Annotated in this window: 15 protein-coding genes; 4 read left to right on the top strand and 11 right to left on the bottom strand. The window is 59.3% G+C overall.

Features of this window, described 5'->3' with window-relative positions; genetic code table 11:
• Positions 1-70: 70 nt before the first annotated feature.
• Both FPT15_RS05750 and FPT15_RS05745 read right to left on the bottom strand, forming a co-directional pair.
• Positions 71-445, bottom strand: coding sequence for a cytochrome c (locus tag FPT15_RS05750; RefSeq protein ID WP_145159200.1), 375 nt, complete (start codon positions 443-445; stop codon positions 71-73).
• Between the two features lie 187 nt (positions 446-632).
• Positions 633-902 carry a short-chain dehydrogenase gene (locus FPT15_RS05745; RefSeq protein WP_145159198.1) on the bottom strand — a complete coding sequence of 90 codons (270 nt, stop codon included), beginning with the start codon at positions 900-902 and terminating at the stop codon, positions 633-635.
• A 505-nt stretch (positions 903-1407) separates the two neighbouring features.
• On the opposite strand from FPT15_RS05745, the gene FPT15_RS05740 reads away from it, so the two are divergent.
• Positions 1408-2382 (top strand): hypothetical protein, encoded by a 975-nt coding sequence (locus tag FPT15_RS05740; RefSeq protein WP_145159196.1) that lies wholly within the window; start codon positions 1408-1410, stop codon positions 2380-2382.
• 427 nt (positions 2383-2809) lie between these two features.
• Here FPT15_RS05740 and FPT15_RS05730 read toward each other — a convergent pair whose 3' ends face one another.
• The 6 genes from FPT15_RS05730 to FPT15_RS05705 form a co-directional block, all read right to left on the bottom strand.
• Positions 2810-3850 (bottom strand): DMT family transporter, encoded by a 1041-nt coding sequence (locus FPT15_RS05730; protein ID WP_145159191.1) that lies wholly within the window; start codon positions 3848-3850, stop codon positions 2810-2812.
• A 68-nt stretch (positions 3851-3918) separates the two neighbouring features.
• Complete coding sequence (locus FPT15_RS05725; RefSeq protein WP_106576263.1) at positions 3919-4254, bottom strand: hypothetical protein; 336 nt, start codon at positions 4252-4254, stop codon at positions 3919-3921.
• A gap of 101 nt (positions 4255-4355) precedes the next feature.
• Positions 4356-4709 carry a gamma-glutamylcyclotransferase family protein gene (locus FPT15_RS05720; RefSeq protein ID WP_145159189.1) on the bottom strand — a complete coding sequence of 118 codons (354 nt, stop codon included), beginning with the start codon at positions 4707-4709 and terminating at the stop codon, positions 4356-4358.
• 9 nt (positions 4710-4718) lie between these two features.
• A complete protein-coding gene (locus FPT15_RS05715; RefSeq protein WP_145159187.1) occupies positions 4719-5378 on the bottom strand; it encodes a M24 family metallopeptidase in 660 nt (219 codons plus the stop codon).
• A gap of 207 nt (positions 5379-5585) precedes the next feature.
• The gene (locus FPT15_RS05710) at positions 5586-6164 is read right to left on the bottom strand and encodes a DUF4337 domain-containing protein (RefSeq protein WP_145159185.1); all 579 of its coding nucleotides are present in this window, start codon (positions 6162-6164) and stop codon (positions 5586-5588) included.
• A 54-nt stretch (positions 6165-6218) separates the two neighbouring features.
• The gene (locus tag FPT15_RS05705; RefSeq protein ID WP_145159183.1) at positions 6219-7103 is read right to left on the bottom strand and encodes a LysR family transcriptional regulator; all 885 of its coding nucleotides are present in this window, start codon (positions 7101-7103) and stop codon (positions 6219-6221) included.
• A gap of 92 nt (positions 7104-7195) precedes the next feature.
• On the opposite strand from FPT15_RS05705, the gene FPT15_RS05700 reads away from it, so the two are divergent.
• Positions 7196-8164, top strand: coding sequence for an NAD-dependent epimerase/dehydratase family protein (locus FPT15_RS05700; protein ID WP_145159181.1), 969 nt, complete (start codon positions 7196-7198; stop codon positions 8162-8164).
• Here FPT15_RS05700 and FPT15_RS05695 read toward each other — a convergent pair.
• Positions 8151-8507 (bottom strand): DUF2784 domain-containing protein, encoded by a 357-nt coding sequence (locus FPT15_RS05695; RefSeq protein ID WP_145159179.1) that lies wholly within the window; start codon positions 8505-8507, stop codon positions 8151-8153. The genes FPT15_RS05700 and FPT15_RS05695 overlap by 14 nt on opposite strands.
• A gap of 238 nt (positions 8508-8745) precedes the next feature.
• Here FPT15_RS05695 and FPT15_RS05690 point away from each other — a divergent pair, with 238 nt between their 5' ends.
• The gene (locus FPT15_RS05690; RefSeq protein ID WP_145159177.1) at positions 8746-9435 is read left to right on the top strand and encodes an HAD-IA family hydrolase; all 690 of its coding nucleotides are present in this window, start codon (positions 8746-8748) and stop codon (positions 9433-9435) included.
• A gap of 112 nt (positions 9436-9547) precedes the next feature.
• Here FPT15_RS05690 and FPT15_RS05685 read toward each other — a convergent pair whose 3' ends face one another.
• Complete coding sequence (locus FPT15_RS05685) at positions 9548-10294, bottom strand: 3-oxoacyl-ACP reductase family protein (protein WP_145159175.1); 747 nt, start codon at positions 10292-10294, stop codon at positions 9548-9550.
• A gap of 106 nt (positions 10295-10400) precedes the next feature.
• On the opposite strand from FPT15_RS05685, the gene FPT15_RS05680 reads away from it, so the two are divergent.
• Entirely contained in the window at positions 10401-11324 is a 924-nt protein-coding gene (locus FPT15_RS05680) for a LysR family transcriptional regulator (protein WP_145159173.1), read from the top strand.
• Between the two features lie 106 nt (positions 11325-11430).
• On the opposite strand, the gene FPT15_RS05675 is transcribed toward FPT15_RS05680, so the two are convergent.
• Entirely contained in the window at positions 11431-12159 is a 729-nt protein-coding gene (locus tag FPT15_RS05675) for an aspartate/glutamate racemase family protein (RefSeq protein WP_145159171.1), read from the bottom strand.
• Between the last annotated feature and the right edge of the window lie 7 nt (positions 12160-12166).

The raw sequence follows: 12166 nt of genomic DNA, 5'->3' as shown, positions 1-12166 counted from the left end.
TGCGAGGGTTATCCACATTTACTTGGTAAATGACAAAGTAATTGATACTTGGATTACTGTTTAAAAAGCATCATTTTTTTAAAATAGCGCCACTCATATATTGATTCAAATCACGAAAATCATTAACCGTCCATGCATGTGGCGGCACCTTCACACCATTCTCTCGCAACGTTCTCGGAATCAACTCTCCATTCGGCCGAAGTATTACCGACGATACAATAACGCCCGGATAATCACTCAGTCGTTTCTTGAAAGCAGGCGTTGTCAAATCAGGCGTAGGCGGATTGCTCCTATGCGCTAATGGCCCTGTTCCCTTGAGATCAGCGCCGTGGCACATGGCACATCGCTGTAAGAAGAGGTTTTTCCCATTGGCGTTATCCGCGAAGGACAGTGATGGTTGAATCAGCGATAACATTCCCAGCGTAGCGATGAACACTATTTTCATTTTTATAGGGTCTTGTTGTATGAGTCAGGTCTGAATCGAGAGGGATCCGGCAGGTGCCATTGCAGCTCAGTGTATAGGCGTGCCCTTAAATTCTAAAGCGAGGGACGTGGCGTCAAATACGAGAAAACAAACCCCCCAGGTTTCGGCAGAGACCTAGGGGGAAGTTTGAAAGCGTAGCGTTCTTAGATCATGCGCGTGGCATATCCATCCGCCGCGCGATGACATCCAGCAAATCGCACCCATCGCGCAGCGGAATTGAGCAAAGCAACGCAAAATCGCTGAGCACAACTGCATCACTACTTATTTCACTACGTAGGGCAAGGTTCTCAAGAACTTGGGTGACAGCCCGAAGCCGACAACTTGCGGCGTCGAGGAGGATTTCCAACGGCACGGTGGTATCGATAAAAAGGGCAGGGGTGGCGCTGTCGTTGCTGGTGAGGGCAGTGTATTGGTTCATGTGTGAAACTCCGGTTGTCAGAGAATAGCAGCCACACATTTGTCGCCAAACAAAAGGGTGGCAGCTGTACGCAGGTTGGCGAACCGGGACAATCGGAAAAACCGGCAGACCCGAAGGTCTCCCGCGCACAGCTACCGTTGAGCAGCTTATTGGGCGCAGAAGCATCCCGCAAATACACGTGGACGTTTCTTTCGATTTATCGTCGAGTCGCCAAACCCGATCGCCATGTGGGCGACCGAGCGACTATAGGCTTGGCGATTTTGAAGCGGTAGGTCGACGCTTCCCAATGGGCTGTAGGACGTTGCCTAGGTAATCTATCTCGATCAGATCCACGCAACTCCCTTGAATGATTGGGGCAGGTGATCAGCCAGAACCTGCAATCGTAGGAATTGGCCTCGATTGAAGTGGCCTGTTTCTGAAACATCAAAACCACCCCTATACGCGTCTTACCTCGGCAGTAGCGCCTTCTTATAGTCGTGCGCCTCAGTCACTTGGAAGTGCACGCATGCAGGGACCGTACGCATTTATCAACGAACGACCGCAGCCTTATCCCTTGCTCAAAATGAGCTTGGCGCTTGATCCGCATACTCACACCAAATTCGACGCCCTGAACCAGCACATCCGCAACACGCTGGTGTTGCCTGGGCAGTTGGTGATCATTGGCGATAGCCGAACTGCCGATTGCACCGCTGCAGAGGCACAGCTGATGCGCTCGGCGCAGAATACAAAGCTCGCCCTGTTGGCATACTCCGCAACTGACCAATTTCTGATCAAAAACCATGATCAATTGCAGTCCATATTGTCCTATTCGTCTGTTGGCATCGGCAGTGCCAGCAGTGCCTGGAGTAAGCATCTAGCGCAGGTCGAGAAGACCCTTATGGAAATCGAGGATTTGCATAAGCAGTACTTGAGAAAGGGCACCACGGGGGCAAGGGAAGAGTTTCTGGTTAAGCGTAGGGCGCTGTTTGCAAGGTTGGATACTCAAATTTCGGGGATGGCGCGTTTGGGTACGGGCTTGAGAAACGAAGGTTCGATTAAAAAAATGCTCGGGATTTCCAGTAAAAGCTACTGGCACCATGGAGAAATCAGTGGGTATGAGGAGAGGGTCAAGCGTCTAGCCAAGGCTTCGCAGATGTTAAAGGCGGGGACTTATATTGGTATAGCACTGGATGTTGGGGCCACGGCGCTGGAGATATCGGAGGCGTGTTCCACGGGCCGTGAGCAAGAGTGTACGCAGGCGAAATATGTTGAAGCAGGCAAGTTGGTGATGGGAGTGGGCGGCGCATCCATAGGCGGGACACTTGGTACTCTTGTCGGTACCAGTGCTTGCGCCATCGTTTTTGGCATACCTACAGCGGGCGCCGGAGCTTTGGCGTGCGCCATCGTCGGCGGTGCTGCGGGCGGCCTCGCCTCAGGTAAGCTCGGAAGCAGCGCTGGAGAGTTCGTAGGTAAATTTCTCTATAAGTCCGTGGAGAATTGAATGTATCTGGAATATTTTGTATTAGGCTCATGCGCCCTCTTGCTACTAAGCTTCCCAATCATGTTTTCTGCCATGTTCAAAAAACTCGATGCTGCGGAGCGCTATCTGCAATACAGCAGCTACATAGTCGGATGCAGGCACACTTTTCGTAATGCGCCCTTTCAGGGAAGGCCTCAACGCGTATACGCCATGGCTACCGTCATTCTTATCCCAAAAGTCATTCAGTGGAGAGGCATGGTACTTGTTGAGGATGTTGAAAAAATACCTCGGCACCTAAAGTACTGGATGGTCATACCAACTTTCGTGACCTGTCTCTCCCTCTTCGGTCTCATCATCAGCTGTTTTTTTATTGACGATTGGCCTTGAAAAGAAGGGCGACTCTACCTCGCCCTTTCCCACAATGCCCGGTCGCTTTGCCGTCAGTGCCTCAATGCCGATGCCGATGATGCACATCCGGAAAGTGCGCATGGCTATGCTTCATCACGCTGTGAACATGCACGTGACTATGCGGCTGCGTCGGGTCCCACTCGACCCCATGCTCATGTTGATGATGTTCATCATGTACGTGCCGATGCCCGTGTTCCGTCGCGTCATGCAGATGTTCATGCGCATGCCGCTCTGTCAGGTGCAACCACACGCCCACGGCCATCAGCGCCGACGCAATCCAGAACGCCACCGTCATCGACTCCCCGAATGCCAGCAGGGCCACCGCCGCCCCAAGGAACGGCGCCGTCGAGAAGTACGCTCCGGTGCGCGCACTGCCCAACCCGCGCAAGGCCAGGACAAACAGGACCAGGCTGATGCCGTACCCCAGAAACCCCACCAGCAAGATCGGCCCCAACTGCGCCACACCCGGCATCTGCGCCCCGAGGTACAGCGCCAGGCTGCAGTTCACCAACCCGGCAATCAACCCTTTGGCCCCGGCGATAAACAGCGCGTCCGACGCGGATACCTTGCGCGTCAGGTTGTTATCGATGCCCCAGCACAAACAGGCCACTGCCACGGCCACCGGCCCGAGCCAATCGTGGCTGGCGCCGCCGGCGTCGGACCAGGACAGCACCACGCCGCCCAGCACAATGGCGATCATCCCGAACACAATGCGCCGGTCGGCATTTTCTCTGAACACCCGCCAGGCGATGACAGCGGTCAACACCGATTCAAGGTTGAGCATCAGCGAGGCGGTCGTGCCGGCGGTGCGGGTCAGGCCGAACATCAGTGCCACCGGCCCGAGGATGCCGCCGAACGCGATGGCGCCGATCAGCCACGGCCATTCAGCCGGGGTGAGCCCGGTGGGTTTCCAGCCACGGTCACGGATGAGGCGCACGCCTGCGAGGCCGACGCCGCTGCCGAGGTAGAGCAGGCCGGCGAGCAGTATGGGCGAGAGGCCCAGGCCGAGGGTTTTGGCGAGCGGGGTGCTGGCGCCGAACAGCGCGGCAGCGGCGAGTGCGTGAAAGATACTGAGGTTCATGGGCCGTCCTCGAAGGTCTGGCCCATGATACGTCGCTTGTCGGGCTCAACGCCCTGGCAACTTCCGGCTTATTGCGCGGTTTTCAGCTTGATCACATCACCGGAGATTTTGGTGGTGTAACCGCTCAGCACCCAGGCCCAGAACCAGTTTTCCTGCACTTGGGTGTTGATCAGCGCGTCGCCGCCTTTGGCCTTGATGGCCGCAGTCTGGGCGCGCACGAAGCGGCTGTTCTGGCCAATCGGGATGACGCCGAACAACATGATGCCGGTAGCGCTGGCTTCACTGTGGCCCAAAACGGTGTATTGGCTGCTGTCGTACTGCGGGGATTTGATGGCGGTGCCGGTGCAGCCTGCGAGGGTAAAACCGAGAACAGCTGCTGCAACCACTTTACTGACGTACTTCACTGTATAACTCCATGGACTGACCCTCGAGATTCAATTCTCGAGGGGGCGCCACTTTAATCTGCGCACTGGCAGATTGAAATCAATTGCCCGCAATTTCATCTTCAGGCTTGCACGTAAACCCACGCTGTCAGCCCCGAAGCCAATGCCACTGACACACGCTTGTAGTCCGACACCTCGTAGGCATCGGCTGCCGCCAGTTCCTGCTCGTTGATCTGAAAGACCATGCCTTCAACGCTGGCAGCCTGTTCTTCGGTCGGCGCGACAATCGGGTGGTGGGTCTTGCCGCTGGTGACCAGCACTTCGGGGTCGGTGATTTCGACCCAGCTTTGCGAATAGCCGAGCATCGCGTCGTGCTGGCCGACCAGTTCCCGGCCGAAGTTGGCGAGTTGCACGGCCTTGTCTTGCAAGGTGCCGTAGGAAAACAACAGCACGGGGAATTGGGTGGAGTGTTCCATGGGTATTCCTTAAGCGAGTAGATCTTCGTAAAAAGCGCCGTAGGGCTTGCTCGGGTGGGCAATCTGAATTTCCAGGATCCACAGCCCGGCGTTCGGGCAGTGCTCGAAATCCCCCAGGTCGCCGCCACGGTGGATCGCGTGGGGGAAGTCGCTGACGCGGTGGCCCTTGATGTCCAGGTTCAGTTGCCAGCCCATGGCCTTGGCGTGTTCCTCGGCGTAGCGGTACAGCTCAAGGCCTACGACCTGGTCATTTTTCCAGCGCGATTGTACGCGCTCGAACAGTACTTTGGCGGCGCTGGCGCAGGCGATCATTTCAGGGTCGTCGCCGGTGGTAAAGGTGGCGCCGGCGTCACCTTCGTGGCCTTGCCACACGGCGCCCATGTCGATGAAGAAGATATCGTTTTCACCCAGCACCGGGTCGCCGTCCGAGCGTTGGTTGAAAGCCTTGAGGGTATTGGCGCCAAAGCGCACCAGCAGCGGATGCCAGATGCGCTGCATGTCGAGCTCGGCGAGTACCTGTTTGCCCAGCTCACGCGCTTGGGATTCGAGCATGCCGGGGCGAATGCGTTGGGCGAGTTGGTCGATGGCTTGCCAGGTCATGGCCTGGGCGTAGCGCATGGCGTCGATACTGTAGGCGGCGCCCACGGCTTCCTGGGGTTGTGCAGTCACCGGTTTCCCCTCGCGTTGAACAGCATCAGGCGTTATGCGTTTTACTATATAGCGATGTGATGGCCGAACCCAACTCCGAAAACACTGGAGATTAAAGGTGGGAGCTGGCTTGCCTGCGATAGCGGTGGCACAGCAAACATTAATGCTGCTTGACCCACCGACGTCGCGGGCAAGCCCGCTCCCACATTTTTGACTGTGTTCAGTCTGTCAGAGGTGTAGCCACGCCAAGGCGCCCAGTACTACGGCCACACCGCCAGCGGTGTAGGACATGCGTTTGAGCCACTCCTTGCGCGTCAGCAACGTAATCGCCGCCAACGAAATCGCGATCTGAATCGCCGTCATCGCCTGCGCCCAACGGTGATGCTGGTGCAGCGCCTCTTCGGATTTCTGATCCCATTCCTTGGAGGTCGCCTCAAGCTTTTCGGCCTGTTTGCGCACGTCTTCCTTCTGGCTCTTGTAACGCTCGATCTCATCCTTGTAATGCGCAGCGTCCACGCCGGGAATATGCGTGGCCAGTTCGGCCAGGTTCTGCCGGCTGGATTTGGCCTGGTAGTAGTTCCACTGGTTGGCGGCTTCGGTCTTGATGATGGCGGCGTTGTTCTTGTCCATCGCCGCTTCGCTTTCGGTGGAGCCGGCCTGGTAGCTGAGCATGGCGCCGAGGGTGGCCATCAGCGCGGTCATCACGGCGATGCGGCTGGCAAAATTGTCACCGCGCCCGTGCGCATGTTCGGTGGTGTGTTCGATGTGTTTTTCGTGGGGGCTGGGGACTTCGAAGGCTTCGGACATGGGGGCGTCTACGAACGGAATGAGGGAGACTGATTCTTTACCAACCAAGCTGTCTCAAGCCTGTACGTAACGCTGCAAACCCGCCACTAACGCATCAAAGGTCACGCGGCAGCGCGGGCTGTTGCGCAGGTCTTCGTGCATGGTCACCCAGGTGTCCATCTTGAACGCGAACGCCTGCGGCAATACCCGTTGCAGGCGCGGGTTCTGTTTGGCCAATTGCACCTGGCACCCGCCGATGCCGGCGCCGGCGCGGATCAGCGCCAATTGCGCCAGGTCACTGTCGCTGCTGATGGCGAAGGCGCTGCGTTCAAAGCCCTTGATGGCCAGGCTGCGGATAAACGCGTTCTCCTGATCGAAGCCAATCACTGAATGACCGACCAGATCCTGCATTTGCACAGGCATGCCGCGTTCTTGCAGGTAATCGTCGCGGGCGTGCAGGCCGACTTCAATCAAGCCGACACGCCGCGCCAGCAGTTGCTCCTGGCTGGGGCGGACCATGCGCACAGCGATGTCGGCCTCCAGTTGCAGCAGGTCGATCAGGCGGTTGGTCAGGATCAGTTCAACCCGCAGGTGCGGGTGCTGGCGGCGCAGCGCGGTGATGATCGGCGGCAGCACTTCCACGCCGATCACTTCACTGGCCGAGACCCGCACCACCCCGCGCACTTCATCGCCTTGAGAAGACGCCGCGCGTTCCAGGGCGGCGGCGGTGCGCTCCATGGTTTCAGCATGGGCGCGCAAGGTGTGCGCCACGGCAGTTGGCAACAGCCCCGTGGGTGAACGGGTAAAAAGCACCACGCCCAGCGCCGCTTCAAGCGCGGCAATGTGCCGGCCGACCGTGGGCTGTGTAATGCCAAGCTGCCGTGCGGCCCCCGACAACGAGCCTTCCTTGAGTACACCAAGGAACGATCGGTAAAGCTCCCAACCAATATGTGTAGCCATGCATAAATGTATAGCGGCTGGATGCTCTTCGGCAATTTATCTATAGCGACGCTGCACACAAAATGACCTCACCGACAACATGGGAGCAGGTCATGAGCAAAGTTCTGGTACTGGGTGCAACGGGCGGGATTGGCGGTGAAGTGGCGCGGCAGATGCGCGCGGCGGGTTGGGAAGTGTGTGCGTTGACCCGGGATGTGGACAAGGCCCGGCGTGAGAACTCGACTTTTTCCTGGATCAAGGGCGACGCGCTCAATCGTCAAGACGTGCTTGCCGCGGCGCGTGGCTGTGCGGTGATCGTGCATGCGGTCAACCCGCCGGGCTATCGCAATTGGGCTGAATTAGTGATGCCGATGATCGACAACACGGTTGCGGCGGCCATCGCCGAGGGCGCGACCATCGTGCTGCCCGGCACGGTCTATAACTTCGGGCCGGATGCGTTTCCCGTGTTGCACGAAGAGTCGCCTCAGCACCCGCAAACCCGCAAGGGCGCGATCCGGGTGCAATTGGAGCAGCGTTTGGAACAGGCGTCCCGCCAGGGCGCTCGCGTGTTGATCGTACGGGCTGGGGATTTCTTTGGCGCCCGTGTCGCCAACAACTGGTTTGCCCAAGGCCTGGTCAAACCCGGCAAACCGGTGCATGCCGTCAGCTACCCGGGCGCGCCAGGTGTGGCGCACCAATGGGCGTACTTGCCGGATGTGGCGCGCACCATGCTCGCGCTGATTGAACGCCGCGAAACGCTCGAGGCGTTCGCGCGCTTTCATATGGCGGGGCATGAGGATGTGGATGGCACGCAGATGACTCAGGCGATCCAGCGGGCAGTCTTGCGCAGGACCGGTCATCAACCCCGCGCAGGCCGCTTCCCCTGGTGGTTGATGCGAGTGATCGCGCCCTTCGTGGTCACGGTTCGCGAGATGCTGGAGATGCGCTACCTGTGGCAAACCCCGCTGCGGATGGATAACCAGCGTTTGGTCGATACCTTGGGCTGTGAGCCACACACGCCGCTGGATCAAGCGGTCGAAGCCACCCTGGCTGACCTGGGCTGCCTGCCTAAGCCTGCCTGATCAGGCGCACATACACCGCGATATTGATCAGCAACACCAGCGCGCCAAGCACCAGTTGAATGTTCGGAGTCAGCCCGGCCGGGTAGATCAGCGTGAGGAGGTAATGCTCGATAAACCCGCCGCCATAACCGTCCTGCCCGGCGAGGTGGCGAAACAGGTTTTCCCAGCGGGTGAGCGGGCAGGGCAGGTGGAACACTTCCACGGCCACGCCCCAGGCGGCAGCGGGCAAGTGCAGCCACATGACTGGCCGCCACTTGAGCGCCAGCAGCCCGCCGAACAACACGAACAGGATGAAACACAGGTGAAACAGCACCAGGCTGTCGGCGGCTACGCGATAGAGCATGTCGGGTTCGCTTTTAAAAGTGAGTCACAGACAGAACAAGCAACACCTCAGCATAATGACAGTGTTGTTCCTTAACTGAGTTGTTCTTGCGGGTAGTCGATAAGCTCGGCAGTTTTTTCGGTGTGTTCAGTAAGGCAGGAGGTGAAGGGCGGATTGGCCATCGCAACGGTTGCTTGCAGGCAACCATGACCGTTATTGTGCTGAATCCTTTTAGTCCTTCCCCCAAGGTTCTGTTGTGATGAATGCACCGCGTATTGCAGTCGGTCCAATCAAGGCCGTGATTTTCGATATGGACGGGTTGTTGCTGGACACTGAAGGCATCTACACCGAAGTGACGCAGATCATCGCCGAACGTTACGGTCGCACCTATGACTGGGGGATCAAGCAGCACATCATCGGCCGAGGTGCCCAGGACTTGGCGGACTATGTGGTGAAAGCGTTGGACTTGCCGATCACGCCGGCTGAGTTTCTGGAAATACGCGAACCGCTGATGAGCGAGCGTTTCCCCAAGGCCTTGGGCATGCCCGGCGCCGAAGCGCTGGTGCGGCACTTGAACGCGCATAACATCCCGATTGCGGTGGGCACCAGCTCGTCGCGTCATTCGTTTGGCCACAAAACCACGCTGCACCGCGAATGGTTTGGCCTGTTCGGCACCATCGTCACCGCTGACGACCCGGAAGTCGGCGCCGCCAAACCGTCACCGGATATCTTCCTCACCGCTGCACGCCGCTTGGGCGTAGCGCCAGAAGATTGCCTGGTGTTCGAAGATTCACCGTTCGGCGTGACGGCCGCAAAAGCTGCCAACATGACTGCGATCGCCGTGCCGGATGAAGCCATGGCCGACAGCAAGTACGCGCATGCCGACCAGATCATCCGCAAACTCGCAGACTTTGACCTGGCCGCCTACGGCCTCCCTCCCATGCGCTGACTCAGCACAGGCCAAAAAAATGTGGGAGCTGACTTGCCTGCGATAGCGACCTTGAGGACGCCATCGCAGGCAAGCCAGCTGCCACATTGGGTTTTGCTGTTCTCCAGAACCCTCAGGCGCTGAAGCCACCATCGATGGTCAAGCTGGCACCCGTGATATACCCGGCTTCCGGCCCCGCCAGATACGCCACGAAACTGGCAATCTCCTCCACGTGGCCATAACGTCCCACTGCCATCAACCCGATCAATGTTTCGGCAAACTCGCCGCTCGCCGGGTTCATATCGGTGTCCACCGGCCCAGGCTGCACGTTGTTAATCGTGATGCCACGCGGCCCCAGGTCTCGTGCCAAGCCCTTGGTCAGCCCCACCAGCGCCGCCTTGCTCATCGCGTACGGCCCGCCGCCGCCGAACGGCATGCGCTCGGCATTGGTGCTGCCGATGTTGATCACGCGGCCGCCTTCGCTCATATGTTTGGCCGCTTCCTGCGTGGCAATGAACACGCTGCGCACATTGATCGCCAGGGTCTGGTCGAAGTCTTCCAGCTTGAAGTCTTCCAGCGGCGCGATGGCCAGCACCCCGGCGTTGTTGACCAGGATATCCAGGCGCCCGAAGGCGTCGACGGTGGCGTTGACGGCAGCGCGAATCGCTGTGGCATCGGCGCTGTCGGCCTGTATCGCCAGGGCTTGGCCGCCTGCGCTGATCACGCTGTTTTGCAACGCTTCGGCTTTTGCGGCCGAGCTGACGTAGGTAAAGGCGACGGCTGCGCCCTGCGCGGCCAGGCGTTTGACGATGGCGGCACCGATGCCGCGGGAACCGCCTTGAATCAAGGCGACTTTGCCAGTGAGGTTGTGTGCAGTCATGTCGATCTCCAAGTAGTTGATGGGGTGAGTATCGACCTCGTCCCGCCGACCCGGTAGACCGTGATTGCTATAGTCTGTGTAAACCAAAAGTTTGTAATGGGGCGATATGGAAAGCTTTGGCAGTATCGAATGTTTTGTACGCAGCGCCGAAGGCGGCAGCTTTGCCGAGGCCGCCAGGCACTTGAGCCTGACGCCGGCGGCGGTGGGTAAAAGCGTCGCCAAGCTGGAGGCACGCCTGGGTGTGCGGCTGTTCCAGCGCAGCACCCGACGCCTGACCCTGACCGAGGCCGGCAAGTTGTTCCTCGAAGAGGTCAGTGGCAGCCTCACCACCATCCAGAACGCCGTGGCCAACCTGGCCAGCGCCGAAGGGCGGCCGGTGGGCACGCTTAAAGTCAGCATGGGCACGGTGTTCGGCAATCGTTATGTGGTGCCGCTGCTGGCGGAGTTTATGCGGCGCTTTCCGGATATAAGCCCGGATTGGCATTTCGATAACCGTCAGGTCGACCTGATCGGTCAAGGCTTCGACGCTGCCATCGGCGGTGGTTTTGAACTGCCCCAGGGCGTGGTGGCGCGCAAGCTGAGCCCCGCGCATCGAGTGCTGGTGGCCTCCCCGGATTACCTGGCGCAACGCCTGCCGGTGCACGCGCCCGAAGATTTATCGCGGTGCCTGGGCATCCTGATCCGCTCGCCGCAAACCGGCCGCGTGCGTACCTGGCAACTCACCGGCCCGGACCGTGAACAACGCCCGCTGGTACTCAAACCGCGCATGACCATGAGCGACTCCGAAGCCGCCTGCTGCGCCAGCGCTCAAGGCCTGGGCATTGCGCTGGTGAGCATGCCGATGGCCGTGCCGTTTCTGGACAGCGGTGCGGTGGTGCGGGTGTTGCCCGACTGGTACGTCGACGACGGCAACATCTCCCTGTACTACGCCGAGCACAAACTGCTGCCCGGCAAGACCCGGGTGTTTGTGGATTTCATCATTGAGCAGTTTGCCGAGCAGCAACTGGGGCGACGGTTCAGCGCCATTTGATCCCGGCGGCCTACCGCGTCGCCTGCATCGCGGGCAAGCCCGGCTCCCACTTTTAATCGCATTCCCCTGTGGGAGCCGGGCTTGCCCGCGATGCAGGCGACGCGGTCTACCGGCCGAACTGACCCGGCCAGCTAATGACTTTCTTCGGCCTCGGCGTGGCGTAAGTCCTGATCTTCGACGTCGACAACCCCAACCGCACCAGCGATTCGGCAATGGTCACCGCGGCCGTCACCCCATCCACCACCGGCACGCCGGTGCGCTGGCGAATCTGTTCATCCAGCCCGGCCATGCCGCCGCAGCCCAGGCAGATCACCTCGGCCTTGTCGTCGTGAATGGCCCGTTCCGCCTGACGCACGATGGCTTCCATCGCCGCCAGCGGGTCTTCTTCCAGTTCCAGCACTGCCATGCCACTGGCGCGTACCGAGGCGCAGCGCTGGTACAGGCCGGCGAGTTTCAGGCGGTCTTCAATCAACGGCACGGTGCGATCCAGGGTGGTGACTACTGAATAGGCATGTCCCAGGAACATTGCTGTGCTGGCGGCTGCTTCAGTGATGTCCACCACTGGCACGTTCAACAACTCCTGCAACCCTTCACGGCCATGTTCGCCATAGCCGGCCTGGATCACCGCATCAAACGGCTGGTCGTAGGCCATCACGCGGTCCATCACCGCGATGGCGGCCAGGTAGCTTTCGAAATTGCCTTCCACTGATTCGGCGCCGAAGTACGGCGTGAGCCCGACAATCTCAGTGCCTGGCGAGGCGACGGCCCGCGCCTGCTGGGCAATGGTTTCAGTGATGGATTCGGTAGTGTTGACGTTGACCACGAGGATACGCATGGAATGT

It is taken from the genome of Pseudomonas sp. RGB (assembly GCF_007713445.1).
Taxonomy (GTDB): domain Bacteria; phylum Pseudomonadota; class Gammaproteobacteria; order Pseudomonadales; family Pseudomonadaceae; genus Aquipseudomonas.
Note: the sequence above shows the minus strand (reverse complement) of the source record. Positions and strands in the feature narration are given on the sequence as shown.

Coding starts and splice junctions, on each gene's coding strand:
- FPT15_RS05700 (WP_145159181.1), top strand. CDS start 7,196: ATGAGCAAAGTTCTGGTACTGGGTGCAACGGGCGGGATTGGCGGTGAA.
- FPT15_RS05705 (WP_145159183.1), bottom strand. CDS start 7,103: ATGGCTACACATATTGGTTGGGAGCTTTACCGATCGTTCCTTGGTGTA.
- FPT15_RS05685 (WP_145159175.1), bottom strand. CDS start 10,294: ATGACTGCACACAACCTCACTGGCAAAGTCGCCTTGATTCAAGGCGGT.
- FPT15_RS05695 (WP_145159179.1), bottom strand. CDS start 8,507: ATGCTCTATCGCGTAGCCGCCGACAGCCTGGTGCTGTTTCACCTGTGT.
- FPT15_RS05680 (WP_145159173.1), top strand. CDS start 10,401: ATGGAAAGCTTTGGCAGTATCGAATGTTTTGTACGCAGCGCCGAAGGC.
- FPT15_RS05740 (WP_145159196.1), top strand. CDS start 1,408: ATGCAGGGACCGTACGCATTTATCAACGAACGACCGCAGCCTTATCCC.
- FPT15_RS05690 (WP_145159177.1), top strand. CDS start 8,746: ATGAATGCACCGCGTATTGCAGTCGGTCCAATCAAGGCCGTGATTTTC.
- FPT15_RS05710 (WP_145159185.1), bottom strand. CDS start 6,164: ATGTCCGAAGCCTTCGAAGTCCCCAGCCCCCACGAAAAACACATCGAA.
- FPT15_RS05730 (WP_145159191.1), bottom strand. CDS start 3,850: ATGAACCTCAGTATCTTTCACGCACTCGCCGCTGCCGCGCTGTTCGGC.
- FPT15_RS05745 (WP_145159198.1), bottom strand. CDS start 902: ATGAACCAATACACTGCCCTCACCAGCAACGACAGCGCCACCCCTGCC.
- FPT15_RS05675 (WP_145159171.1), bottom strand. CDS start 12,159: ATGCGTATCCTCGTGGTCAACGTCAACACTACCGAATCCATCACTGAA.
- FPT15_RS05720 (WP_145159189.1), bottom strand. CDS start 4,709: ATGGAACACTCCACCCAATTCCCCGTGCTGTTGTTTTCCTACGGCACC.
- FPT15_RS05750 (WP_145159200.1), bottom strand. CDS start 445: ATGAAAATAGTGTTCATCGCTACGCTGGGAATGTTATCGCTGATTCAA.